This is a genomic window from Pararhizobium arenae, from assembly GCF_001931685.1.
In the GTDB taxonomy this organism is placed as follows: domain Bacteria; phylum Pseudomonadota; class Alphaproteobacteria; order Rhizobiales; family Rhizobiaceae; genus Pararhizobium; species Pararhizobium arenae.
On sequence record NZ_MOOY01000003.1, the window covers coordinates 373,232 to 398,580 of the forward strand.

Sequence of the window (25,349 nt, forward strand, 5' to 3'; positions counted from 1 at the left end):
CTAGCCTCTTTCGATCATCGCGGGAGGATGGGACATGGATGCGGCAGTGCGGTTCGAGGAAGGCCAGCAGTCCGGCGAGGCAGTAGAGCAACCGGGAAACGGCGATCTGAAGCAGGTCGTTTCCGCCCTCGCGCAGGAGGCGGCCGGCCTCGGTGTCGATCTCGTCGATATCGCCGGCGCCATTCAGGACGCCGCCGGTCTTTCAGCGCGGCACGCGAGCGCGTTTTCCGGCGTGACAGAAACGGCCCGCGCGATTGCCGCCGCCAACGGCGAGGTGGTCCGCTCGCTGCACGAGACGGACGCTTCCGCCAACAGCGCGCGGCAGGTGCTGGGTGAGCAGGCAGAACGCCTCAATGCGTCGCTGGGCGAAATCGACCACATGGTCTCGACCACCCGCGATATGGGCGAGGAAATCCACTCCTTTTCCGGCGCGCTCGCCGATGTCGACCGGTTCGCGGGCGAAATCAGCACGATCGCCCGGCAGACCAACCTTCTGGCCCTGAACGCCGCCATCGAGGCGGCGCGGGCGGGCGAGGCGGGCAAGGGCTTCGCGGTGGTCGCGGCCGAGGTCCGGGCGCTTTCGTTGCAGACATCCGAAACCACAGCCTCGATCCAGAAGACCCTTGGCGTATTGCGCAGCCGTATCGAACGGTTGACCGCAGCCGGCACGCAGGCCGCCGCCTCGGCAGCCGGCGTCAAGAACAAGGCAAACGAAATCCAGGGCTCCTTTGCGAGCATGGAAAAGGTGATGTCTTCCATCCTCGACAGCGCCTCCACGGTCGCCGGCACGACCGATGCCGTCGACAGGCAATACGCGGTTTTCGCCGATACGCTGACGGGCATTGCGGAAGAGATCCGCGCCTCCAGCGGCATGTTGCAGAAGGCTTCGTCCCGCGTCGATTCGGTTGTCGCGGTTTCCGAGAAGATCATACAGGTGACGGCGAGCGCCGGCATCGAGACGGTCGATAGTCCCTATATCCGCAGGGCCTGCGAGACGGCGCAGGCCATATCCGCGTTGTTTGAGGAGAGCGTGGCGCAGGGGATCATCGCGATGGACGCGCTCTTTGACCGGCACTACAGGCCGATACCCGGCAGCGACCCGCAGCAGATGATGACGCGCTTTACGGAATTTACTGACAGAGCCCTGCCTGCCCTGATCGAGCCGGTGGCAACCGACGACGAGCGCATCGCCTTCTGCGCGGCCATCGACGAAAACGGCTATCTGCCAACGCATAACCGCAAGTTTTCACAGCCGCAGCGTCCCGGGGATACCGACTGGAACACGGCGAATTGCCGCAACCGGCGGATTTTCAATGATCGCGTGGGGCTTGCGGCCGGGCGCAGCCTCAAGCCTTTCCTCGTTCAGACCTATCGCCGCGACATGGGCGCCGGCAACTTCGTGGTCATGAAGGATATCTCCGCGCCGATCTTCGTGCATGGACGCCATTGGGGCGGACTGCGGCTGGCGATCCGGGTCTGACGCCCAGGCTTGCAAAAATTGCGCGGTTTGCGCCACGTCTCGCCCGCGTGTATCACCCTGCCATGCGCATCAAATCCGATATTTTCGTTTCCGCTCTTGTTCGCCGGGTTTTTTCCGCAGGCGAATATGCCGCCGTTCTGCGCAAGGGGGCGGCCGAGGCGGGGGCGATTTTCGTCCTGCAGCGCCGCCGCGATGGTCGCGCGACGCTCTACGCTCCCGCGCCGCAAAGCTTTTTCGACGATGGCGAACAGGACGGACGCCTGTTCGAACAGCGGCTTGAAACCGACGATCCCGGCGAAATCGATGGCTTGATCGAGCGGGAAGTGCGGTTCGATCCGGATTGTTGGGTCGTGGAGATCGAGGTCGAGGAGATCGGAACGCTCGTCCCCCTCAGCGATGAGGCTCCCTAGAGCGCTTCCTTGTTAAATGGAACCATTCTGCCGGAAGGAATTTCGGCCAGAACCGAGGACGATGGCGAAGAACGCAGCCTTCGCTGCGGTCGAGACGGCGGCCGACGGTAATGGCCGAAATTCATCCGGCCCGAAGGGTTGGCTGAAACCGGCCCTCCACTTTGTCGGCCGGCTTGTGAGATGGGTCGGCATCGCCCTGCGCCGACCTTCGCGTGGAAGGCCGGTTTGAGCCAACAGAATTGTTTCCATTTAACAAGGAAGCGCTCTAACGCCGGGCCAGATATCGTTCGCTGCGCTGGGTGCGCTGCGGCGTTGCGGTCGTCTGGTTCGCGACGCGCGGATCGGCGCGGCGGTCGGCGGCGAAGTAGGGCTGGTGGGGTTGAAGGCCGTGTTCTTCACGGTCCAGCTGAAGCCAGTGACGCAGCCGCTTGCGGCAGGCCTCCGGTGTAAGATCTGCGATCAGCATCTCGCTGCGGGTGGTGCCACCGAGGCGTTCGTCAAGATCGGGGTAGAAGACCCGCAGGACGACACGCAGATCATCCGTGGGCATATCGAGCGCGGTGAGCGCGACTGCGAGCTGATGGCCTGAGACGTCAAGCAGCATGCGTTCGGCCAGATCAGGGCTCGACGACATCGCGCTCGTCAGCGTCGAGGCGAAGAGATAGATTTCGGCAAGCCGGGCGAAACGCACGAGGAGCGCCGCGTTTAATTCGCTGATTGGCTCGATGACGATTTCGGTATCGGCGGGAGCGGTCTGCCGGCGTGCGAGGGCCTTCAGTTCGGTGCGGAGCCGTTCTTCACGCTGCACTCTTTCTTCGTCGGGACGCGGCATCTCCGGCACGGACATCTGTTCGGAAGGTGCGCCTGCTTTTGCCTGCGCGGGTCCGGGACGGCGGGCCATCGGGATGGAAGATTGACGTCTGTCGACGAGGGCATCGACGAGCTTCACGGACAGGTTCTCACGGCGCGCTATGGCGGTGGCGTGGGCCGGGCTCCGGGTGTTGATGATCTGCAACAGCGTGGCGTCGTCGATTGCCGGGGCCCGCGTCAGGAAGATGGCGGCAATGCCGATGGGGGCGCTGCCGATCTGCAGGGCGACGGAAGCCGGCACGTTTGCGCAGCGGGAAAGTGCGGCGGCCGCCTGACGGCGCGCTTCGTCACTGGACGCTTCAAAAAGCGGCATGAAAAGTTCGGCGAACTGGTGAAGGTCGGACTTGCGCGGATGCCGCAGACTTTCGAAGCTGGTCACGGTTGCCAGCAGCACAATATCCTTGCGCCGCCCGATGCCCGGACTTTCCAACTCGCGAAACCGCTCCGACACGAACACACCTACTCTTACGCAACGCCAACAGGTCCGGTGACCGGCGCAATGGGGAAAAGTCAGGCGTAAGCTGGAGAGAAGCCATGATTTTCCGCGCAATCGCGCCTGGGAAGACGGTACGTCCTCATGGTTAACATCCGGTTTACCGATGGGGCCGGTGTTGCGCCATGAAGCATTCTCAAACAGCAAGGGCGGCCGAAGCCGCCCTTGAATGCGATGTCGTGGATATCAGGGGCAATCGGGTGTGCCCGGCACGCAGCGAGGGCGATTGCGTTCCCGTTCACCGTCACGCGACCGCGCGTCGTTGCGGTCCCGGCTGCGGTCGCGCGCGTCATCGCGATTCCTGTCCCGGTCACGGGCCTGTTCCCGGTCTCTGTCGCGGTTACGATCACGGGCCTGCTCGCGGTCTCTGTCACGGTTACGGTCGCGAGCCTGTTCACGGTCTCTTTCGCGGTTGCGGTCGCGTGCCTGCTCGCGATCTCTTTCGCGGTCACGATCGCGTGCCTGTTCACGATCGCGTTCGCGCTCGCGAGCCTGATTACGATCCCGATCTCGGTCGCGATCTATCCGGTCAGGTCCCCTGTTCCAGTCAGGCCGATCCCGGTCACGATCCCAATCCGGGCGATCTCTGCCGGGGCGGGCCCAATCCGGGCGGTCCCGGTCACGGTCCACCCGATCCGGGCGTCGGTCCGGCCGGCGGTCAGGGCCGCGATCCCAACGGTCGCGGTCGCGATAGAAGGGGCGATCCCGGTAGTAACGGTCCCAGTAGTTGCCGACCGAGAAGGTGATTGTCGGAATGCCGAGCGGGCGATAATAGCGGGGTTCGAGGTAGACGCGGTTGCGCTGGTATACCGTCTGGACATAGCGACCTGCGACCCAGCCGCGGCCGTTGTAGAAGGAGACGTCACACCATGGCAGATCGGCAAGGCAGCCGTGAATTTCAACGGGCGTGCCGTTGGGGATGACGGTGACGGCGGGGTAGGATGTGCTGGGGCCGGAGCGCATGTTGACGTTTGCCGTGGCATAGCCCTCGGCAGCTTCCGCCAGTGCGGGGCTCAGGCCCGCCACCAGCGTCATGGCTCCAAAGAGGATTTTCTTCACTGAATTTCTCCGAATGTCTCTATTAGGGTGGTTCCAGTCATCCCTCATCGGCCTCTAGGTTCATTGGCCGACACGCGGTAACGAAGTTCTTGTTTTTGTGTTTTTTTTGAGATCGCAGCTTCAGTTCGCTCTCTTTGCGTGCGACGGGCGCACTGATAACGTTCGAACGAGCGCTTCGTTCCCGCGGCGAAAATCGGTGTGAAGGAGGCGGGAACCATTGGGAAGAGACCGCGTTCTTGAGACAAAGCGTTCGCATTCTCAAATCCGGGCGATAAACCCAGTCACTCGAACCGCACGATCCACCAAGCCGATCCAGTAAGGAGCTCCCATCATGGTCGAAAAGAAATTCGCAGCCGTCTCCGAAGAAACCGCAAAGGTCGAGGCCGAAGTCGAAGCGACGGTAGCCCGCGCCGAGCTCGACAGCCAGATTGCCGAGCTGCGCTCGGAAATCGCGCGGCTGACCGATTCCCTCAGCGCGATCGGAAGCGGCGCCAAGGCGGTTGCCCAGTCGGAAGCCGAAGTGCTGGTGGAAAGCATGCGCAACAAGGTGCGTGAAGAGCCGGTAACGACGCTGCTGGCCGTAGCCGGCTTCTCCTTCGTTCTCGGCTTGCTTGCACGGCGCTGAGCGAAAGATTTCGAAGTTGTGATCGGCGGGGTTCCCAATGGAACACCGCCATTCTCAAAAAGGCCCTATAGTGCTTCTGCTTTCGGGGCGATGCAGATCATTTGCAAATCAGTTCCGCCGGCCAGTGTTTCGATATTTGCCTATCGCTAATCCTAGGGTTTTGACCGTTAAGGCGCCATTAACTATCGTGTGGCTGAAATAGGGCGTAGTCGAAAGACTGATTGAGTTTGTTACGAATCCGGATGGTCCGGAAAAGGAGCAGAAACGAGAAAGGCGCAGATGTCCGGAAAAGGACGTGCGCCGGCCCGTGAAGCGGGCAGGGTGAAATTTGTACGGTAGTTCATCCGTCTCAATTTCCGATGGAGATGAGAATGGCAGACATCATACGCATCGAGGAGCGCCTTCCGCGCTTTGCGCGCAGGATGCCGGCGGATGTAGCGGCCGGCAAGGACGCCACGATCCTTCTTTTCACTGGCATTCGCTACGAGCGTCTGGACAAGGAAGAGGTGGCCGAGCGTGGCGCATCCCTTCATAACGGCAAGACGCACTGAAGAGCGGTCGTAGTTTCTGCGACGCTCTTGTGAGGTGTGGCGTTATTCGTTTGGGCGCGACCGGGATCGCGGTTATCACTGGTTCAATCAGGGTCGTAGCGTCTGGCAGCTGGATTCAGTCAGGAAATTACGCGCGGTCTCCTCATAGCTGGGCGTTGGCGCGAGAGCTCTCAGCACGGCGTAGCCATCCTCTCCCGACATCTGGACCAAAATCGACTGGGAAAGCGCCTCCGCTGGCGTCTTGCGCAACTCGACGAGCTGGATTGGCGTGGCCACAACGAGGTCGAGATTGCCGTTGACGGCGGTCTGATCGTTCATCGAAAAGACCTCGTTCGAATTTTCATCATAGACCGCAAACGACCAGAACGGCACGCGGCCGCGGGCGACGAAGCGCGTCGGTCCGTTGTTGACGGAAAAGGCGCAGACGGCAACGCGCAGGTACGGGTCTTCATTGGCAAGGCCGGTCGCGCCCGGCTCGTTGGTCAACGAGAAGAAGCTGTCCATCTCGAACAGCCCGAGCACCCGGCTATAGGCGTCCTTGCCTGTGAACTGCGGCAGCGCCAGAATGATGACGATGTGCAATAGCGCAGCGCCGACAAGGCCGGCGACGATGGCGAACAGGATCCTAAACATTGCCGCAACCCGTCCTGACGATCTTCGGCATGGAAAGATCGATGACGCCTGACGAGCCGGCGGCGGGCGTGTCCAGCAAAGTGAGAACCAGCTTGAAGGCACCGATCCGCGGAACGGCAATCCAGTTGTCCGGCCGGGCGGTTGTTGAAACGTGAATGACAAACGAGGTGTCGGCCTTGCGCAGCACCGTCCAGGCATTGAGACCGCCCGGCAAATCCGGGGTTGCCTTCAGCGGCATATCGGTCGGCGTGGTCGTATAGAGCGTCCAGAAGCGTGCGGGTGGCGTTAATCCGGAAATCTCGTAGCTGCAGGCGGTGTTGAGCGTTTCGCCACTGTCGTCCGTTGTCGCTGTGAACTGCAGGCCTTCCGCGCCGCCGTAAAGTAGTTTTCCCGCCCGGGCGCGGTGGGCCTTTGCATAGGGATCGGTATCGGCTGTCTGGGCATTGGGGAAGGCGATCCACGGTCCAAGCGCGATCGCGCCGAAACCGACCGTCGCCTTGAGAGCCGACACCGTTGAGAGGATGCCGACACCGAAGGTGATCGAGAGGGCGAGAGCGATGAGGAGGGGAACGCGAAACAACAGCTTTACCGGGTGGTCAGGTCAGACGATGGCGTGGATAGCGGAGACGATTTTGCTTGCTCAGTTCGCAATGTTGCTGGCCTCCGTTCTTGCGCCCTTCCGCGCCGGCGGCGTGCCGGCTTCGGCAATCTTGCCGGAGGCAGGGATTTTCAGCGGTGACGCCTTGTCGAACTTTTCGCCGATCGATTTCAGGAGACGGGTGACGTCCGCGGACAAAGAGCGGGGACGGACAAGCGGCGGCAGCGCGTTGTCATCGGGTTTCGCGGTCTCCACCGACGTGTCCGCGCTCGGATCGGGCAGCGGATTTTCGATGCCTGGGATGGCGCGGTGCTCGATGCCCTGTTCGGCATAATCCATCAGGCGCTTGAAGGTCATGGCGGGCAGCGAGCCGCCGGTCATGTTGTTGGTCGAGGTGTAATCGTCGTTTCCGAACCAGACGGCGGTGGTGTAATCGCCGGTGAAGCCGACGAACCAGGCGTCGCGATAGGCCTGCGTCGTGCCGGTCTTGCCGCCTGTCACGATACCGTGGTCGAGGGCGGCCTTGCGGGCCGTGCCGATGATCGGGATCTGGGTCAGCATGTAGTTCATCGAGGCATTGGCCTGTTCTGACAGCACCCGCTTGGCCGGCGGAGCGTCGCGGCCGAAATCGTAGAGGATATCGCCGTCGTAGTTCAGGATCTGGCTGATGCCGTGGCGGCGCGACTGCATGCCGCCGGCGGGGAAGACGGCATAGGCTGTCGCCTGATCGAGGACCGTGACTTCCGAGGTGCCGAGCGGCATGGTCTTGTCGGTGCGGATCGGCGTCTCGACGCCCATTTTCTTTGCCGTTTCAGCAATGATCTCGGTGCCGAGTTCATCCTTGGCAAGGCGCACGGGGACGGTGTTGATCGACTTGGCAATCGCGGTGAGCATCGTCACGCGGCCCGAATAGGAGCGGGCATAGTTTTGCGGAGACCAGCCGCGCCACGTGACGGGAGCATCGCTGATGGTCGATTCGGGCGTGAAGCCTTTTTCCATCGCGGCGGCATAGGTATAGACCTTGAAGGACGAGCCCGGCTGGCGCAGGGCCTTGGTGGCGCGGTTGAACTGGCTTTCGCCATAATCCCGCCCGCCGACCATGGCGCGCACGGCGCCGCCGTTTTCGACCATCACCAAGGCACCCTGCTTGACCTTGTAGCTTTCGCCATACTGGCGAAGGCTGGATTCGACGGATTCTTCCGCCGCCTGCTGCAGGCCCATGTCGATGGTGGTGCGCACGATGAGGGAATGCTGGGCGAAGGGTGCGGCGATGCGCTGGACTTCGTCGAACGCCCAATCGAGGAAGAAATCCGGCGCACTGACCTTGGCGCGGTCGACGACCGTTGCCGGAGTGAGGCGGGCGGCAATGACCTGGCCTTCCGTCATCAGGCCACCCTGGACGAGGTTGGTCAGCACCTCGTTGGCGCGGGCGCGGGCGGCGGGCAGATTGACGTGCGGGGCGTAGCGGGCCGGTGCTTTGAAAAGACCCGCAAGCATGGCGCTTTCGGCCAGATTGATATCGGTGATGTTCTTGCCGAAATAGAACTGCGAGGCGGCTGCCGCGCCGAATGTGCCGCCGCCCATATAGGCGCGGTCGAGATAAAGGCGCAGGATTTCCTTTTTCGACAGGTTGCATTCCAGCCAGACGGCGAGGAAAGCTTCCTTGATCTTGCGCTCGATGGTGCGCTCGTTCGACAGGAACAGGTTTTTCGCAAGTTGCTGGGTGAGCGTTGAGCCGCCCTGCACGACGCCGCCGGCCTGGGCGTTGATGGTCATGGCGCGGGCGAGGCCGAGGAAATCGATGCCCCAATGATCGAAGAAGCGGCGGTCTTCCGTGGCGAGCACGGCCTTGATCAGCGTATCCGGCAGTTCGTCGATGGGGACGGAATCCTCGTGGATGATGCCGCGGTGGCCGATCTCGTTGCCGTAGCGATCAAGGAAGGTGACGGCGAAATCGCTTTGCGCCCGCCAGTTGCCCTTGGTTTCCTCGAAGGCGGGCAGCGCCAGCGCCAGCATCAGAACGGCGCCGACCGTGCCCCAGGTCATGCCCTCGCCGAGCACCTCGAACAGCGCCTTCTTCCAGCCGCGTACGCGAAAACGGCGGAAGAAGATGGTGATGTCTTCCCACCAGACGGCAAGGCGGAAGCCGGCATTCCACACCGTCGAATCGATCCAGGAATCGATGCGCAGCAGGATATGGCGCTTCTTGGCGGGAGTTTCCTCCGGGGTATCTTCCTGCACGGTCTGAATGTCCTGATCGCCTGATGTCATGAGCACCCTGATATTTGCACGGGGCGGGTTTCCAATCTACGCCGGTATCGGTAAACAGCCTTAAAAAACCGGCAATCTTTTGTAGACTGCCAGCAGATATCCTCAAAAAGAAGACGATATGTGATGGGGGCCGAGCCCTTCTGGAAAACGAAATCGCTTGCCGAGATGACGGGCGCGGAGTGGGAAAGCCTCTGCGACGGCTGCGGGCTCTGCTGTCTCAACAAGCTGGAAGACTGGGATACGGGCGAGATCGCCTGGACCAATATCGGCTGCACGCTGCTCGACGGCGAGAGCTGTCGCTGTCGCGACTACCCGAACCGCCAGGCGACCGTGCCGGACTGTCTGCAACTGACGCCGGAGATGGTGGCGGAACTCTCCTGGCTGCCGCCGACCTGCGGCTACCGGCTGGTTCGCGACGGACACGACCTCTACTGGTGGCATCCGCTGGTATCCGGCGATCCCGACACGGTGCACGCCGCCGGCATTTCGGCGCGCGGGCGGACGGTGAGCGAAGATGATGTCGCGCTCGATGACTACGAGGACTATATCGTGGAGTGGCCGTTGACGGTGGGCGAGGAAAGCAAGGCGAGGGCGTAGTTTTTTCCTTCTCCCCGCAGGCGGGGAGAAGGGACTACGGAGTTTGCGGCGCCACATTGCGCCAGGCGGTTTCCATCACGCTGTCGATGATGTCTTCGTCGGCCTCGGTGAAATAGACCGAGGTCCAGCCCTTTGCGCCCCAGCCGCCGGGGACGGCGGAGCAGAGGCCGGGTTCCGTTTCGATCAGGAATCGCTGCTGGTCGGGCGTGAACTTGAAGACGGCGCGGCCGGGCTCGGGTAGGGTCATGAAGATGCGCTTGCCGACGCGAAAATCGCGTTTGCCGAAATGGGCGCTCTCCACCGCGCCCGGCAGGCTCAAGGCCCGCTTTTCCAGGTCCTCCGTCCTCATGGCTGAAGGGTAACATGAATCCGCCGGTGCGCAATGAAAAGAAAATTTGCCTACATAGGAAAATAATCCTAATTATATACTTGACGTACCAAGATTGGAAATGGCATGATTCCCGAGCGTGACAGGCCGGTGATTGAGAGTGTTGAAAAGCTACCTTCTGGCGCTATCGATGCGGGCGTTGACGTATTGTTGAGGTATTGCCCTGACAGCGCATGTGGAGATGGAATGGACAGGGAAATGGTGGCGGAAATCTACGCCGCTATTCGATGCCGGGTAACAGAGTCCTGAGACGCTTAGCGTGTTGTCCGAAGAGTGTTACAGTGGTCGAGGATATCGTGAGCTTTCACAGGCTTCATCCTGCCGTTGCCCTCTCTAGCCCTGAGGTTGAAGACAACTAGTTCTTTGGTGTTCTTATTGGCTGACCATATGCCATGAACCCAGCCGTTTCTCGTCCCGGATATGCCGCTGATACTTTTTATGGCCTTGGCGATCTCTGGCCTGTCGAATTTATCTGTTTCCCATTCATCGACCAGCGCAAGGATGAACTTTACACGGGCTTCGAAAGTCGGGATTCGATAATATCCCATCATAGACATGTTCGCGCTTGAGCCCATAACGGCGGCAAGTGCGAAAACCATGGCTGTTTCTGCGTCTGCCCATGCCACAACCATATTGCCGAGCGCCGCTGCGACATCCGGGTAGTCCTCCAAGTTATTAATGTCGGTGAAGTGATCCATGAGTGATTCCGAAAAACAGGTTGACGAAAAGAAGGGTGACGAGGTTCTTCGGCGCATGCTGAAGACGCCGCCGGAACCAAGAAATTTGGAATCTCCGCCAAAGAAGCGGCTACCTAGAAATACAAAGGACGACTCCCCGGCTCATACATCTGGTACAAGCCGGGGCGACGTTAAGAGTTAATTTGGCGGGCCATTCTGGGTCTGAACCAGAAGTTTCCAGCGGATATCGCCCTTAGTGGTCGAGTGCTGGCGGTGGTTCTGAGGTGGAAATGGGTCGCCCGCATTGCAGGCGACTTCATCTCTGCAATTTGTGCAGAGGTATATTCCAGAGTGCGGCACTTTCGCCCCAGGCAAGTGAACTGCATCGAATTGGGCCGAAGTCGAGTGTGATAGCTCATTGCCATTCTTGTATAAGGCCATGGTGGATTATCTCCTGTGTATGCCACAGGATGACTTGACGACTCTGCCCTCAGGCTTAAAGTCTGCAATGGAAGCATATCGAGCCGTCCTGTGGCTTGGTTACGTTGACGGCGGCGAATCACCACAATTCGCCGCCGTTTCCATTGGAACGCAACGAGAACGATCTCGACAAGACCCGTTAAAGAGATTCAATCAGGAGTTTCTTACTTATCCCGCGCTAATTTTCGTCGTTTGCACAGAATTTTGCGCGCCTTTTGCTTAGGCGTGAGCGCTTTCGTTAGTCCGCCGATAGGTCAGCCGCTTGTCGCGAGCATTGCGAAGCAGGTCTTCTGCGCGTTCTGCGTCTGAAATTTTCAAGGCGGCGCGGCGGTTATACCTAAAATCGAATTCCGCAAGGTAGCGATGAAGATGGGCTTCGCCGCAATGCTGATATACGCCGATCATGCCACGCTTGAAGACTGAGAAGACGCCTTCGATTGTGTTCGAATGAATAGCAAAGCCGTCCTCATAGCGGACGTATTCTTTTCGGGAGTGCTTCGTTGTCTTGTGGCTGGCGTATTCCCTGCCAGTCTCGGTGTAAAGGCGGCTTTCATCGGTGATGAGGTTCGTCTCGCGGGTGACGTTGCGGACGAGGACTTCGCGAACGCTATCCTTGGTGGCGTGATTGATATGGAAGGTGCGAACCTTCCCGCCGCGCTCGACAAGACCAATGATGACACGCTTCTGTGCGCCGCCAGCCTTGCCGCTCTTTGTCGGGGTGGCGATACGGCCACGGGAAAGCTTGGCAGGGGTTTCGCGCTTGCCGATATAAGTCTCGTCGGCTTCAACAGTTTTGCCTTCGCCGCCGAGAGGGCCGGAAGACTTTACGTTTTCTTTCATGGCTTCGCGAATGCGATGGGCCATAAACCAAGCAGTCTTGTAGGTGACGCCAAGCATGCGGTGAAGCTGGTGGGCGCTCATGCCCTTCTTTGAAGCGGCCATTAGGTGCGTAGCAAGTACCCACTTGTTCAGGGCGATCTTGGAGCGCTCGAAAACGGTGCCAACGGTCACAGTGAAAGGATCGCGGCAAGCGTTGCACTTGTAGACGCCGGGGCGAGTGGACTTGCCAGCCAGCTTGGTAATCGTCTGCTGATCGGAGTTGCCGCAATGGGGGCAGATAGGGCCGTTCGGCCAATGGATCGACTCAAGGTGTTCGCGGGCCTTTTCGGCGTCGGTGTAAATGGCGTTTGTCAGGTCGAACATGGCTAATCCCTCGATTGATTTCGTTGTACAAAATCTTTCGTGGTACGTCAAGTATATAATTAGGAAAATAATCCTTGACGCCGTGACGGTGCTTTGATAGGGTTATGGCACAGTCGAAAAACTGCGGATGAGGCCGGGGCATCGGAGGATGCGACGGCCTTTTGTATTTGCGCGGCGTGGTTTGGCGCCGCTCAACTTTTGAGGACATCGGGGATGATTGCTGATCTGGATTTCGATCCGGACGTCTTCGGCTATTGGCCGTCGGTGCCGGGCTATGACGGCGCTGGTCGCGATGAATGGCTGGCGGATGTCGCGGGGCGGGTGGTGCTGGACACCAAGTCCCAGAACACGGTTTCGCCGCTCGACGAGTTGCAGGACATGCTGAACGGCATGACCAAGGAACTGAAGCAGCAGTTGCAGCAGTTTCAGGCCTTGCGGCAGGCAGCCACGGAGGCGCTCGGCGAGGAGGGGATCGACCGCAAGGCGGTGCAGGCGGATGCGAAGGCGAGCCTCGAGGCGATGTCGCTGATCATCCGCACGCTCGAAAAGATCGACAGCCTGCAGAGGACGATTGCCCATGACCGACGAGTCGAGGCCGAAGCCGCAGGCGCCGATGAAAGCTACGAGGCGCTTGTTGCCCACTTCGACGCTCTCGTCGAGCAGCGGGCTGAAGAGCTTGCCAGGTCCCGGGGGGAAAAAGTTGCCGGTCCCGGCGGGGACGACGGGAGTGGCGGGAAGGATGGAGAGCCGAGCGGCGAGGCGGAAGACCAAGGCGGTGGTGCAGCGGGCAGAAAAGATTGCCACGCAGCATGAAGATGGCATGGGGAGGCTGGGCGATGCGCTCTGTCGGGCGGTTGAGGCGGGGCGGGGTTTGAGTGAGAGGCTTGCTGGGTTTTCTCGGCAAAATGCGGACGGAGCGAGTTTGATCGGTGACAAGGAGACGGATTCGCCCGTTCAGAGTTCGTCGGACGATACCCCCCTCTGCCCTGTCGGGCATCGCCCCCTCAAGGGGGGAGATCGGCAAGGGGTGGCCTCTCGCTCCCAATCTCCCCCCTTGAGGGGGAGATGTCACGAAGTGACAGAGGGGGGTGATGCGGCGAATACGGAATTTGTGGACGGCTGCCTCTCATCCGTCCCTTCGGCACCGTCTCGTCGCTCGGGGGGAGAAGAGGCTGGCGGGAGTGAGGACAGTCCGGCTCCTAAGCTTGAAGCCGCACATGGCGACGCGGCGGCGGATCACCAACCGGACCAGCGCAAACTCTATCGGCGCGTTCTCGCCGACTGGCGGCTGAGCGGGCGGTTGGAGCAGAAGCCTCCCGCCGGCGACTGGCGGGTTTGGCTGCTGATGGGCGGGCGCGGGTCGGGCAAGACGCGGGCAGGGGCCGAGTGGGTGCAGGGGCTGGCGACGATGCCGGGCGGGCGACCGTTGCGCATCGCGCTGGTGGCGGAGACGCTGGGGGATGCGCGCGAGGTGATGATCGATGGCATCTCCGGTATCTGCCGGATCGCGCGGCGAAACCGGCCGGATTTCGAGGCCTCGCGCAAACGGCTTGTCTGGCCGAACGGCACGGTGGCGCAGATTTTCTCCTCCGAAGACCCCGAAAGCCTGCGCGGGCCGCAGTTCGATTATGCCTGGGCCGATGAGGTGGGGAAATGGCGGCATGCTGAGGAGACTTTCGACATGCTGCAGTTTGGCTTGCGGCTGGGGAGTGATCCGCGGCTGATGATTACCACGACGCCGCGTCCTCTGCCGCTGTTGAAGAAATTGATGGCGGAGTCGACGACGGTGATGCGGCGCATCCGCACGCTCGACAATGCAGGTAATCTCGCACCGGGGTTTCTGGAGGCTATGGCCGGGCGCTATAGCGGCACGCGGCTGGGCCGGCAGGAGCTGGACGGCGAGATGATCGCCGACCGGGAGGACGGGCTCTGGTCTCGCGCGGCGCTCGAGGCTTTGACGTTGCGCGGGGCGCTGGGCGAGTGCGGGCCGCTGCAGCGGATTGTCGTGGCGGTCGATCCGCCCGCTGGCATCGGGCCGAGTTCCTGTTGCGGCATTGTGGTTGCGGGGCTCGACCGGACGGGGCGCGGCGTGGTGCTGGCGGATTGTTCGGTGGAAGGCGCAAGCCCTGCCAGCTGGGGCGCTGCGGTGGTGCGCGCCTTCCGGCGGTTCGATGCCGATCGGGTCGTGGCGGAGGTGAACCAGGGCGGGGAGATGGTGTCAGCCGTGCTGCGCGGGATCGATGCCGGACTGCCAGTGACGACGGTTCGGGCGACGCGCGGGAAGTGGCTGCGGGCCGAACCGGTGGCGGCGCTCTACGAGCAGGGGCGGGTGGTGCATGCCGGCGCTTTTGCCGATCTGACCGACCAGATGTGCGACTTCGGACCGGACGGGCTGTCTAACGGGCGCTCACCGGACAGGCTGGATGCGCTCGTCTGGGCGCTGACGGCGCTGATGCTGGAAGGAAACGGGGAGCCGCGCGTGCGGGGAATATGAAAAGAGAGGCATCGCTGCCTCTCATAATCTGACGGACGATTGGGGCTACTCGGCCGGTTCCTTACGAGCCGGCTTTTCCTCGGATGCACCTTCGCGCATCTGGCGCCACTCGTTCTCGAAACGGTCGAAGAGTTCCCGGGATACGGTCCAGGATGCTGGCTTGGTCATCGCGATACTCCTGTTTCAAACGCAAATGCGGTGTAGCCACAAATGGGCCGGGCCTGAAACTCTGCACGCCGCGAATGGTTCCGGCGTGTTTCGGATTTTTCGATCAGCGCTTATCGGGAGTGATGAAGGCGGGCTTCGGCGTTTCGGCTGCACTGGTGCGCATCTGGCGCCATTCGTTTTCGAAACGATCAACGAGGTGTTGAGGTACGGCGGCGGTTTCGGCTGTGGCCTTGCCGGTGTTCTGCATGCAGCATCTCCTCCAAGAGAAACAATATCATATTGTTGTAATCGTCCTGTCACATCTCAAAGCCGAAGTAAATCAGGGCATTAAACAGTTTAAACGATTGAAATGCATTAAATCGATTAGAACTTCGGCCATGGTTAAAGTGGAAATTGGAGTTTCCACAGGTCGATGCTTGCAGGCCTGGCGTGACGGATCGGTTGATCTGTCGCGCTCGCGATCTTGAATTTTCACGGAAGGATGGTCGATGAAGAACCCGTTGCGAAAGATGTTCCGGCGGCAGGATGACGCGCGCGAGGCGAAGGCAGCCTCCGGTTTTATCGCCGTCGCGCACGAGGCGGCGGCGCATTGGACGGGGCGGTCCTATCGGGCCTTGTCGGAGCAGGGATACCAGCGCAATCCGGTCGCCTACCGGGCCGTGCGGATGGTGGCGGAGGCTTCGGCGGCGGTGCCGTTGCTGCTTTATGATGGGGACGAGGAGATTGCCGAGCATCCGGCGCTGTCGCTCCTGGCGCGGCCGAATGGGCAGATGGCGGGGGCGGACTTTCTGGAGGCGCTCTACGGGCACCTGATGCTCTCCGGCAATGCCTATGTCGAAGCAGCGCGGATCGGGGCGGAGCCGCGGGAGCTGCATCTTTTGCGGCCCGACCGGGTGCGCATTCTGGAGGATCGGGACGGGTGGCCGGAGGGCTACGAATACCGGATCGGCGGTCGCGTTCGGCGCTTTGCCGCCGGAGAGGGCGGCATTCTGCATCTGAAGCTGTTTCATCCGCTGGACGATCATCTGGGTTTTCCGCCGCTGGCGGCGGCGCAGATGGCGCTCGATCTTTCCAATGCGGCGGCGACCTGGAACAAGGCGCTGCTCGACAATTCTGCCCGGCCTTCCGGCGCGCTGGTCTATCAGCCCAAGGAGGGCGGCAATCTTTCCGCCGATCAGTACGACCGGCTGAAGAGCGAGCTGGAGGAGGGATACTCCGGCGCGACGCGGGCGGGGCGGCCGCTGTTGCTCGAGGGCGGGCTCGACTGGAAGGCGATGGGGCTTTCGCCAAAGGACATGGATTTCGTCGAGGCGAAGAACGGCGCGGCGCGGGATATCGCGCTCGCCTTCGGGGTGCCGCCGATGCTGGTGGGGATACCCGGCGACAACACCTATGCCAATTATCAGGAGGCGAACCGGGCGTTTTATCGGCTGACGGTGTTGCCGCTGGTGATGCGGACGGCGGCGGCGCTTTCGGGGTGGCTGTCTGATCTCTACGGCGAAGGGGTGTCGTTGCGGCCGGATTTGGATCAGGTGGCGGGGCTGACGGGCGAGCGCAACGAGGTCTGGGCGCGGCTGAAGGATGCGGCGTTCTTGAGCGACGAGGAGAAGCGGCGGGCTGTGGGGTATTGAGGGCTTGGAGTTTGCGGCCATACCCCCCTCTGTCGGCTGTGCCGACATCTCCCCCTCAAGGGGGGAGATCGGGAGCAAGGAGCTGCCTCTTGCCAATCTCCCCCCCTTGAGGGGGAGATGTCCCGAAGGGACAGAGGGGGGTGTCGCGCGGCACCCGGAGTTTGCCCTGTCTGCCTCGTTTTTGGAATATTGCTATTAAAAACAAATGACTACCGCGGCGAGGTGAATCTAGGCCGCGCCAAACTGGAATCAATCTGTGAAGGACTTGAATCAGCTTGCGAGCTGATTGCCGCAAGGGATTCCAAAGATTCAGGAAATCGGAAAGCTCACGCTGCGGCATGACCTTGCGGGAAGGGTAGCGGGCGGGGCCTTGGCGCGTTTGGGCGCGGGCCTGGATTGAGATTTCATACTAGTCGGAGAGGCTTAACAAATGGCTGACATCGGTAATGATCCCGGCCTGTGGGCCGCCAATGTGCTGGGCTCGGTGGCGGGGGCGGCGGTCTCGCTTGTCTATATGCTGCCGCGCAGCCGGCAGGAGGCGGTGTCGCGGTTTTTTACCGGCATGGCCTGCGGGATGATTTTTGGGGCGCCGACGGGGTTGTGGCTCGTCAGCCGGCTTGGGATTGGCGGGCAGATTTCGGGTGGCGAAATCCTGCTGGCGGGTTCGGCGGCGGCGAGCCTTTGCGCCTGGTGGGTGCTGGGGGCGGCGGCGCGCATTGCGGCGCGGTTTGGCAAGGGTGGGGGCTGAGGGCTTTCAGACGATGGTTTTTGCCGGGTGGCCCCCTCTCTGTCAGCTGCGCTGACATCTCTCCCAAGAGGGGGGAGAGGGGCGCGAGCGGCACATTTCAAACATGGAGATGTCAATGACAACCGACGGCCTTCCGGTCTGGCGGACGAAGAAGTTTGCCAATTTGAACCTTGCCGGCGTGACCGGCGAGGGACGGTTTTCCGGCTATGCCAGCGTCTTCGGCGAGATCGATCTCGGCAAGGATGCGATCGAGCCGGGGGCTTTTGCGCAATCCCTGTCGCGGCGTGGAGCGAGCGGGGTGAGGATGTTGTTCCAGCACGATCCGGCCGAGCCGCTCGGGACCTGGAAGACCATTCGCGAGGATGCGCGGGGGCTCTATGTCGAGGGCGTGCTGGCGCCGGGCGTCGAGCGGGCGCGCGAGGTGCACCAGCTGATGAAGAACGGGGCGCTGGACGGGCTTTCCATCGGCTTCCAGACGGTGAAGGCGAAGACGGACAAGGGCGGTGTCAGGCGCATTCTGGAGGCGGATCTCTGGGAGATCTCGATCGTCACCTTTCCGATGCTGCCCTCTGCCCGCGTTTCGAACGTGAAGAATGCGCGGTGGTTCCGCGACACGGAAACGGAGCTCGTGCGCGGCATGCGCCGGGCGGCCCGGATGATGAAAACCCAAGGAAGGATGTGCCGATGACAGAGACTGCGATGACCACGCTCAAGGTAGCGCCGGAAACCAAGCATGTGCCGGAGACGATAACGGCGGCTTTCGAGGACTTCATGGGGGCTTTCGAAAGCTTCAAGGAGACCAACGAACGCCGGCTCGCCGAAATCGAGGGCAAGCTGACGGCCGATGTCGTGACCCGCGACAAGATGGACCGCATCTCCCGCGCCATGGATGAGCAGAAGCGCACCATGGACCAGATGCTCTTGAAGAAGGCGCGGCCGGCGCTCGGCCGCGACGATACCCTTTCGCCTGAAGCGGAGGAGCATAAGGCGGCCTTCGAAAGCTATGTGCGCCGGGGTGACGAGCAGGCGCTGAGGTCGCTGGAGGCCAAGGCGTTTTCGATCGGCTCGGCCAGCGACGGCGGCTATCTGGTGCCGAACGAAACCGACAGCGAGATCGGCCGCAGGCTTTCGGTGCTGTCGCCGATCCGCTCCATGGCGACGGTGCGGCAAGTTTCGGGCGCTGTGCTGAAGAAGCCGTTTGCGCTGGCCGGCATGGCAACCGGCTGGGTGGCGGAAACGGCGGCGCGACCGCAGACCACGACGCCGCAGCTGGCCGAACTTTCCTTCCCGACCATGGAACTCTACGCCATGCCGGCGGCGACGGCGGCACTTCTCGACGACGCGGCGGTCGATATCGAAAGCTGGATTGCCTCGGAAGTCGATATCGCCTTTGGCGAGCAGGAGGGGACGGCCTTCGTTTCCGGTGACGGGACCAACAAGCCGAAGGGGTTTCTCGCATACACCAATGTTGCCGAAAGCAGCTGGAGCTGGGGCAACATCGGCTACATCGCCACGGGCGCGGCGGGTGCCTTCAAGACATCCGGGCCTTCCGACACGCTGGTCGATACGATCTATGCGCTGAAGGCGGGACATCGGCAGAATGCGAGCTTCGTGATGAGCCGCAAGACTCAAGCCGAAATCCGCAAGTTCAAGGATGCCGACGGCAACTATCTGTGGCGGCCGCCGGCGACTGCCGGACAGCAGGCCTCGCTGATGGGCTTTCCGATCGCCGAGGCCGAGGACATGCCAGACATTGCGGCCAACAGCTTCTCCATTGCCTTCGGCAATTTCGCGGCCGGCTATCTGGTCGTCGATCGCACGGGGGTTCGGGTTTTGCGCGACCCCTATTCGGCCAAGCCCTATGTGCTGTTCTACACGACCAAACGTGTCGGCGGCGGGGTGCAGAATTTCGAGGCGATTAAGCTCGTGAAATTCGCGGCCTCCTGATTTTTCACCTCTTGATCTTTTCCAACGCGGCGCTTCTTTTAGAAGGGTCTGATGTATTCGGCTGCTGACCCTCCCTGTCGGCGGCCGTCCGGGCGGACGCGGCTTCCCTCCCGCCGCGTCCGCCTTTCCCTTATCGACACCGTGGAGATTTCCATGACCATTGCCGAACTGACGCCGCCTGATGGCGAGCCGCTGACGCTTGCCGAGGTGAAGGCGCATCTGCGCCTTTCCGGCAGCGCCGAGGATGACCTGCTTTCCGGGCCTATCACGGCTGCTCGCCAATATCTGGAGCGGGAAACGGGGCTGGTGCTGATGACGGCCGGCTTTCGCCTCTATCTTGACGACTGGCCGGACGGGCCGGTGATTCAGATCGGGAGAAGTCCGGTACAAACGATTGATGTCGTTACGGTTTATGACGATCTGGGCGATGCTTCCGAAGCTGATACCACGGGCATGGTGCTGGACGGGCGGGCGCATCCGGCCCGGCTGATGCTGCCGCGTCGGGTGCGGCCGGGCCAGTCGCTGAACGGGATCGAGATCGATTTCACCGCAGGCTTCGGGGCGAGTGGCGCGGACGTTCCGGATACGCTGAAGCGAGCGCTGCTGCTGCACATTGCCCTTCTCTACGAGTTTCGCGGGGCGGTGGCGCCCGACAATCAGCCGGCGGCGGTGCCGGCCGGTTACGAGCGGCTGATCGCGCCGTTCCGGCGGCGGGGGCTTTGAGATGGGGCGCGTGTTCTTCGATCCGGGCGCGCTCAGCGCGTCTATCGAGATCGAGAGGCCGGTCTTGGTTTCGGATGGGCAGGGCGGCGAGATCGGCGGGCTCGAACTGGTGGGCGGTGCCTGGGCACGGATCGAACCGGTCTCGGCGGTGATGCGCGAGGCAGGCGGCCTGCAGCAGGTAACGGTGACGCACGAAATCCTTGTCCGGTACCGCGACGACCTCGTTTCCGGAATGCGGCTCGCCAAGGGCGCGCGGCGGTTCCTGGTCCAGGCAGTGCACGATCCCGACGAGAGCGGACGGTATCTCGTCTGCCGCTGCACGGAGGAAGGGACTCCCGAGATGCCCCTGGAAAAGATCAAAAGACCCAAGGTCACCGCCAGCTTTGTCGTCGCCGCGGCAAGATGCGGCACGACCAATGCCCTTCGCCCTTTCCTCGTCCCCCGAGAAGCGGCCTTCGTAGCCATCCTTCACGTTCCTGAGGGTACATGCGAGTTCTACAAACGTGCGGCCCATGCTTTGATCGCCGAGCCGATGCCGATCGACGAGGCCTTCAACGAACTCGCGGTCGTCGTCGCGCTGTATGACCGGGCCGTCGATGCCAGTACGGTCTTCAAGCAATACCGCTATGGACGTCAGATCGTCCTCGTCACCGAGAAGCTCGAGCACGTTCCGCTGGAGACCATCGCGTCTGCCGATATCGTGAGGGAGATCAAACCGCCAACGCCGGTGCATTTCATGGCGGCCGCACGGGATGTCGGGCTTCGCGGCGTTACGCCTGAGATCGCCGAGTTCTTCACCGAGTTCTCCTTCGATGTCCTTGCAGCTGTCGTTCGGGGCAACCGGCCAGTCGCCAGTGTCGTCCGCCATCTCAAGCGCATGAAGTTCGAGAAGGCGAAAGCCGACGCCGTCCCGGTGAAGCCAAAGGGACCGGGTCTGGAAGGCATGTCGGGGTATGGAGATGCCAAGACCTGGGGTCTGCAGCTTGCCGAGGACCTGCGCGCATGGAAGGCAGGGGAACTGGAATGGGAAGACGTCGACAGAGGCATGCTGCTCCATGGTCCTCCGGGGACGGGGAAGACCAGCTTTGCGAAGGCACTGGCGAACACGTGTGATGTCAACCTGGTCGTCGCGTCCGCTGCGCGCTGGCAGGCGGCCGGTCATCTCGGAGACTTCCTCAAGGCGATGAGGTCTTCCTTTGCCGAGGCCAAGCGGAACGCCCCGTCGATCCTCTTCGTCGACGAGTTCGACAGCTTCGGAGACCGCGAAGGCGGAGGGGACGACCACCATCGTGATTATCGACGGCAGGCCATCAACGGCATGCTGGAATGCCTAGACCCCGCCGAGGGCAGGGAAGGCGTCGTGGTGGTCGGCGCGACCAACAATCCATCGGGGATCGATCGCGCCCTGCTGAGATCGGGAAGACTGGAGAAGGTCATCGAGGTGCCTTTGCCGGACGCCGTCGCGCGGGGGGCCATCCTGAAGCATCATCTCCGCGACGCCGAACTGAAAGGCGACGTCCAGCGGGAAGGGCGAGCGTCCGCTCGAATACCTCAGAGACCGGGACCCCGATCTTCGTCGGCTCGTGGACGCGCGCCTCAAGGCGCAGTTCGACAGGGCTTTGGAGATGCTGTCGGAAAGGCGGGTGCAGCTTGATCTGCTCGCCGCCCAGCTTTTCGTCCGTGGCCATGTTGGCGGCGAAGAGGTTCGCGCGCTCTGCCGAGCGGGCGTCAGGAATACCGCATCCGTCGTGGCTTGACGGCTAGCGGTCATAAAGCCGCCGCCCCGCGCTCGCGAGCGGGGCGGCGGCTCAAAGCTCAGTCACTGCAATAAAAGGAAAACGGGATGGCCCACGTATCCATGAGGAGAGACTGGGTCGCGGCAAGAACCTCAAGCTGTCCCTTGTCCTGCTGACGAATGGCCTCGGCTTTGGAGTATCCTGGTTGAACTGCCGTCATCTCGAAACGATAGTCGAACTCGCTCCAGCGGTTATGCCAGTTAATAAGGTCGGTGATCTTTCCCTTTTCGAGCCTGGTCACCGCGCGTCGTTTTTGGCTGTCGGCCTCCCGCTTTCGCAAACGGGCTAGGAGCAAATCCGGGTGTTCCCGCCGGCGAATTGATTTTTGGGTCTGGCCGCAGACTTCGTACAGGTCATCGACGCGCGCCCCTGGATTCGGTCCTCCCGAATACTTGCAGTGGAACATCGCGACTTTCAGAACGTCACCCTCCTTTCGGATCGCCACGACGTCCGCAGACTCGCCTGCACCGTCATCGTCAAACACCAGGTCGTATTCGTTAGCCTGAAGAAGCTCGTCGATGACCCGGCGTTGAATGCTCTTGGGGTCTTTGCCTTTCCCCTGGGACTCCTTCTTGATGTCGATACCAGTCCAGTCTCGCGGCACCAGCTTTTCCGGATCGAACGCAGGCGCATGGTCCTCTGGAAGCTTGAGCATTTCGGAGGCCAAGAGCATGTTTCCGTCGGCGTAGTAGATGTGCGGCGGGTCTTCCTTGAACCACGCGACAAGGTCCATCGTCTTCTTGCCGATGCGGACGCCGCCGTCAGTGTTTCCCGAATAGTGCGCACCCGTAGTGTCTACCGTCATCGTGAGGTCATTGAAATGAGTGTCGTTGCCGACCCTCATGACGATATCCGAACCTGGTGTCTGTGAGACGATACGAATGTCGCAGTCGTAAAGCGGGACGATCGTGTCCCCGAATGTTAGATCGACCTTGTCATCGTTTGTATGAAGGATGGCCTCTGGCCAATTTATGGCGATCGCGTGCTTCGCTGGGAGGCTGTCAAGTTTTACGGGCTGCACGAGGCGGCGGAGAATGCCGTCTTCGGTTATGGTGGAGTCCTGCAATTTCCTGCCAACGTCCTTGCACCAATCGATCCAGCCGGCAAATCCGTGAACGGACTCATAAGACCAGATTTTCCCCTTCATGGAGCAGCCGATCGTAGACTTGCCAGCGCTCGTATATCCCTGGCCGAACAAGTTGGTCTTCATGCGACCACGGTTCGCGGGGTCGTCTGTCAGTTGCGGCGCGATATCGGTCCCCATGAACTGAGAGTACCGTATTGGTTTCCTGACCGCTTCTGAAAGGCCGAGGTGGCTGAGTATAAGGCGCTTGTATCCGTCGAGAACCCTGAAGACCTGATTGCCGCGAATTCTCTTTACGTCCGTTCCAGCGATCTTTTCAGCGAGCTTGGTGTGCAAGTCGCTTAGGTCCGAACTGCTGACGTATAGGAGATTTCGCTCGTCATCCCAATGACAGGCATAAAGGTGATAGGCGGTGTCTACAGGTTGCTTCAGCGGCGTCCATCGAAGCTTCTCCTCCTTGCGAAGAACCCAAATCGCTAAGCGCTCCGCATGGTTGATGGACGGGCCATCGATGATCCAACCAGGCGTATAAGCTTCCTCGATCTTGCTCGGGTCCCATCGGTCACAAGAAGTTTCGTAGACGACGGCACCAAGCCGAGGATTTAGTTGTTCCAGCGGGAAGGTGGCTGGAAGCTCGTCGAAACCTTCGAACACTTCTTGCCGACGCTCCTCTCGAGCGGTGTTCCGAGTTCCGAGTCCTTCCAGAATGAAGTTCCAGTCCGCGTCTTCGGCATATAGCGCCTGAAGGCTTTCCTTCATGCCAGCGGCGACGACGTTGGCGATGACCGTTGCGTTGCCGAGGTCTTTACGGGTGCGGGTAAATCTTCCCACGAACTGGACGGTAATTGCCTCGCTTTTGTGCTTGTCGTGCAGCGCCGCGACCTTCAGATCGGGAAGATCGAAGCCCTCGCCAAGCATGTCAACGCAGACGATGATCCTGCTCTCGCGGGCGCGAAGCTTCCTGAGGACCTCTGCCTTCGCCTTCGCAGACAGCTTGCTGTGAACAACCTGCGGATTGAACTCTGGGGTCATCCGGCAGTAGAGCGCATGAAGCTTAGTCGCGATCTCGATCGTCCTGCATCTGGCCATCGCGAGATGAATATGGCCTTGCTCTTCGTCGTTGCGAAGAGTGTTTCTGACTTCAAGAATGATTTGCTCGTCGCCAGCTTCTCTGTCGAGGCCGTACACGGGCTTGAAGTGGATTTTCCTGAAGTAGCCTTCGGAAAAGGCTTTCTTCAGGGGATATGTGTAGATGAACTTTCCATCGACACGCCGGCCGTCCGTTCGATACGGCGTCGCCGTAAACTGGAGAACAAGGCTGTCGGCAAACTGGGCTTTGAATTCTCGCCAGGTCCTCGCGCCGATGTGATGGGCTTCATCCACGAAGAGGTGGCTTGTAAGTTCCGCCATACGTTGTTGAATTGCCACGTCCGCCTTGGCTACCGCATCCATGGTAGTGACCACGACGTTCGCACGGAGGAAGATGTCGTCCACCGCCTCCACAGTCTTCGGGACTTCTTCGAGTGTAGCGACGACTGGGAGCTTGGCGGTAGCAGACACGCTGCCGCAATCCTTCAGAACACCGAGTTCCAAGAACTTCTCCGAAATCTGCGTGCGAAGGGCGTCGCTAGGGACGACGACCAAGAGCCGCTTGATTTGAGCAACGACGAGCAGCGCCAACATGGTCTCGGTTTTACCAGTCCCCGTCGGCATCACTATCGTGGCTGGAATGCTCGATGAGGTCCAGTGGCCAAGGGCAGCATGTATCGCGCCGATCTGTGGGGTGCGGAGCCCCTTCTGATGAACGACTCCATCGATCACGAGTTCTTCGTCGTAACTGAAGGCACCGCGCCAGGATTGTCGGATCGCGGCCAATTCCTTTTCGAAGTCAGGAACTCCGATGATCATCGGCTCCGCAGCCACGGGTTTCACCCATGCGCCGACCTGAGACGACGAGCGCATTGCAGTGAGCGACGAGGCCTTGGGATGGCGGAGGACCTCCGCTGCATCTAGTTGGACATCAGTTTTTCTCGGAACAACAGCGATCTCCCGCTGCCCGTCAAGGGATCGAAGAAACACCCCTTGAAGACGATTTCGGGTGAATTCGTTTGCGGTCAGCGAGACCATCCGCTTGGGGTGCTTCACCTTGCGGACAACGGCTCCATGCACTTTTCCCGCCAGTTCGAACTGCGCTGGAAGCAGTAACTCAAGTTCCTCTTTGAATAATGTGTCCACCTGTCCTCCGAGTCTGCGCGCACCTCGATACGTCAGATGGTAATGTCGGATTTAGATGCGGGCAATTCGATTCGAATGCTCGGCAAACTTGTTGACAAGACAAGGCATTATCAAGCCGCGTTCAATACCCGCTGACCTCACAAGGGAATGCCAGAAAGTCGGTGTCTTCAACGCAGGTATGCCAGAAA

Annotated in this window: 24 protein-coding genes; 13 read left to right on the forward strand and 11 right to left on the reverse strand. The window is 61.1% G+C overall.

All coding sequences use genetic code 11. The annotated features are described in order from the left end of the window. Nucleotides 1-34 precede the first annotated feature (34 nt). Nucleotides 35-1,480 (forward strand): methyl-accepting chemotaxis protein, encoded by a 1,446-nt coding sequence (locus tag BLX89_RS08385; RefSeq protein WP_075290194.1) that lies wholly within the window; start codon nucleotides 35-37, stop codon nucleotides 1,478-1,480. Between the two features lie 62 nt (nucleotides 1,481-1,542). Continuing rightward, nucleotides 1,543-1,890, forward strand: a complete 348-nt coding sequence (locus BLX89_RS08390; protein WP_075290420.1) for a DUF1491 family protein — start codon at nucleotides 1,543-1,545, stop codon at nucleotides 1,888-1,890. Nucleotides 1,891-2,155: 265 nt separating this feature from the next. Here BLX89_RS08390 and BLX89_RS08395 read toward each other — a convergent pair whose 3' ends face one another. After that, nucleotides 2,156-3,211 (reverse strand): DUF2336 domain-containing protein, encoded by a 1,056-nt coding sequence (locus tag BLX89_RS08395; protein ID WP_075290422.1) that lies wholly within the window; start codon nucleotides 3,209-3,211, stop codon nucleotides 2,156-2,158. Nucleotides 3,212-3,439: 228 nt separating this feature from the next. Then, entirely contained in the window at nucleotides 3,440-4,288 is an 849-nt protein-coding gene (locus BLX89_RS08400) for an SH3 domain-containing protein (protein ID WP_143523568.1), read from the reverse strand. Between the two features lie 355 nt (nucleotides 4,289-4,643). Here BLX89_RS08400 and BLX89_RS08405 point away from each other — a divergent pair, with 355 nt between their 5' ends. Continuing rightward, the gene (locus tag BLX89_RS08405; protein WP_075290196.1) at nucleotides 4,644-4,937 is read left to right on the forward strand and encodes a hypothetical protein; all 294 of its coding nucleotides are present in this window, start codon (nucleotides 4,644-4,646) and stop codon (nucleotides 4,935-4,937) included. 371 nt (nucleotides 4,938-5,308) lie between these two features. Then, nucleotides 5,309-5,488, forward strand: coding sequence for a hypothetical protein (locus BLX89_RS08410; RefSeq protein ID WP_143523550.1), 180 nt, complete (start codon nucleotides 5,309-5,311; stop codon nucleotides 5,486-5,488). Between the two features lie 87 nt (nucleotides 5,489-5,575). Here the strand turns inward: BLX89_RS08410 and BLX89_RS08415 are convergent, their stop codons facing one another. The 3 genes from BLX89_RS08415 to BLX89_RS08425 are packed head-to-tail and all read right to left on the reverse strand — an operon-like array spanning nucleotide 5,576 to nucleotide 8,990. Next, a complete protein-coding gene (locus tag BLX89_RS08415) occupies nucleotides 5,576-6,121 on the reverse strand; it encodes a DUF1254 domain-containing protein (RefSeq protein WP_075290198.1) in 546 nt (181 codons plus the stop codon). Further along, nucleotides 6,114-6,701 (reverse strand): DUF1214 domain-containing protein, encoded by a 588-nt coding sequence (locus tag BLX89_RS08420; protein WP_075290199.1) that lies wholly within the window; start codon nucleotides 6,699-6,701, stop codon nucleotides 6,114-6,116. The genes BLX89_RS08415 and BLX89_RS08420 overlap by 8 nt, the downstream gene beginning before the upstream one ends. Nucleotides 6,702-6,761: 60 nt before the next feature. Beyond that, nucleotides 6,762-8,990, reverse strand: coding sequence for a transglycosylase domain-containing protein (locus BLX89_RS08425; protein ID WP_075290200.1), 2,229 nt, complete (start codon nucleotides 8,988-8,990; stop codon nucleotides 6,762-6,764). Nucleotides 8,991-9,113: 123 nt separating this feature from the next. Between BLX89_RS08425 and BLX89_RS08430 the strand changes: the two genes are divergently transcribed. Continuing rightward, entirely contained in the window at nucleotides 9,114-9,587 is a 474-nt protein-coding gene (locus BLX89_RS08430) for a YcgN family cysteine cluster protein (RefSeq protein WP_075290201.1), read from the forward strand. Nucleotides 9,588-9,621: 34 nt separating this feature from the next. Here the strand turns inward: BLX89_RS08430 and BLX89_RS08435 are convergent, their stop codons facing one another. From BLX89_RS08435 to BLX89_RS08455, 3 genes are all read right to left on the reverse strand, one after another. Further along, nucleotides 9,622-9,936, reverse strand: a complete 315-nt coding sequence (locus tag BLX89_RS08435; protein ID WP_075290202.1) for an MmcQ/YjbR family DNA-binding protein — start codon at nucleotides 9,934-9,936, stop codon at nucleotides 9,622-9,624. Nucleotides 9,937-10,229: 293 nt separating this feature from the next. Beyond that, nucleotides 10,230-10,673 carry a hypothetical protein gene (locus BLX89_RS08445; protein WP_075290204.1) on the reverse strand — a complete coding sequence of 148 codons (444 nt, stop codon included), beginning with the start codon at nucleotides 10,671-10,673 and terminating at the stop codon, nucleotides 10,230-10,232. Nucleotides 10,674-11,351: 678 nt separating this feature from the next. Then, a complete protein-coding gene (locus BLX89_RS08455; protein ID WP_075290206.1) occupies nucleotides 11,352-12,335 on the reverse strand; it encodes an IS1595 family transposase in 984 nt (327 codons plus the stop codon). Between the two features lie 213 nt (nucleotides 12,336-12,548). Here BLX89_RS08455 and BLX89_RS08460 point away from each other — a divergent pair, with 213 nt between their 5' ends. Further along, a complete protein-coding gene (locus BLX89_RS08460; protein ID WP_075290207.1) occupies nucleotides 12,549-13,148 on the forward strand; it encodes a hypothetical protein in 600 nt (199 codons plus the stop codon). Nucleotides 13,149-13,389: 241 nt separating this feature from the next. Then, nucleotides 13,390-14,829, forward strand: a complete 1,440-nt coding sequence (locus BLX89_RS08465) for a DNA-packaging protein (RefSeq protein ID WP_425348603.1) — start codon at nucleotides 13,390-13,392, stop codon at nucleotides 14,827-14,829. Nucleotides 14,830-14,874: 45 nt separating this feature from the next. Here BLX89_RS08465 and BLX89_RS25325 read toward each other — a convergent pair whose 3' ends face one another. After that, a complete protein-coding gene (locus BLX89_RS25325; protein WP_280950569.1) occupies nucleotides 14,875-14,997 on the reverse strand; it encodes a hypothetical protein in 123 nt (40 codons plus the stop codon). Nucleotides 14,998-15,100: 103 nt separating this feature from the next. Further along, on the reverse strand, nucleotides 15,101-15,244 hold the full coding sequence (locus BLX89_RS24780) for a hypothetical protein (RefSeq protein WP_198935132.1): 144 nt from the start codon (nucleotides 15,242-15,244) through the stop codon (nucleotides 15,101-15,103). A gap of 241 nt (nucleotides 15,245-15,485) precedes the next feature. Here BLX89_RS24780 and BLX89_RS08470 point away from each other — a divergent pair, with 241 nt between their 5' ends. The 6 genes from BLX89_RS08470 to BLX89_RS08495 all read left to right on the forward strand — a co-directional run bounded on the left by BLX89_RS08470 (nucleotide 15,486) and on the right by BLX89_RS08495 (nucleotide 21,700). Continuing rightward, nucleotides 15,486-16,628, forward strand: a complete 1,143-nt coding sequence (locus tag BLX89_RS08470) for a phage portal protein (RefSeq protein ID WP_075290208.1) — start codon at nucleotides 15,486-15,488, stop codon at nucleotides 16,626-16,628. A gap of 430 nt (nucleotides 16,629-17,058) precedes the next feature. Then, nucleotides 17,059-17,376 carry a DUF6107 family protein gene (locus tag BLX89_RS08475; protein ID WP_075290209.1) on the forward strand — a complete coding sequence of 106 codons (318 nt, stop codon included), beginning with the start codon at nucleotides 17,059-17,061 and terminating at the stop codon, nucleotides 17,374-17,376. Between the two features lie 115 nt (nucleotides 17,377-17,491). Next, the gene (locus BLX89_RS08480) at nucleotides 17,492-18,064 is read left to right on the forward strand and encodes an HK97 family phage prohead protease (protein ID WP_075290210.1); all 573 of its coding nucleotides are present in this window, start codon (nucleotides 17,492-17,494) and stop codon (nucleotides 18,062-18,064) included. Next, nucleotides 18,061-19,323: a phage major capsid protein gene (locus BLX89_RS08485; RefSeq protein ID WP_075290211.1), complete on the forward strand. Its 1,263-nt coding sequence runs from the start codon at nucleotides 18,061-18,063 to the stop codon at nucleotides 19,321-19,323. The genes BLX89_RS08480 and BLX89_RS08485 overlap by 4 nt, the downstream gene beginning before the upstream one ends. Before the next feature lie 153 nt (nucleotides 19,324-19,476). Then, a complete protein-coding gene (locus BLX89_RS08490; RefSeq protein ID WP_075290212.1) occupies nucleotides 19,477-20,046 on the forward strand; it encodes a head-tail connector protein in 570 nt (189 codons plus the stop codon). 1 nt (nucleotide 20,047) lies between these two features. After that, on the forward strand, nucleotides 20,048-21,700 hold the full coding sequence (locus BLX89_RS08495) for a phage head closure protein (protein ID WP_075290213.1): 1,653 nt from the start codon (nucleotides 20,048-20,050) through the stop codon (nucleotides 21,698-21,700). A gap of 161 nt (nucleotides 21,701-21,861) precedes the next feature. Here BLX89_RS08495 and BLX89_RS08500 read toward each other — a convergent pair whose 3' ends face one another. Beyond that, a complete protein-coding gene (locus BLX89_RS08500) occupies nucleotides 21,862-25,161 on the reverse strand; it encodes a DEAD/DEAH box helicase (RefSeq protein WP_083637387.1) in 3,300 nt (1,099 codons plus the stop codon). Nucleotides 25,162-25,349: the final 188 nt, after the last annotated feature.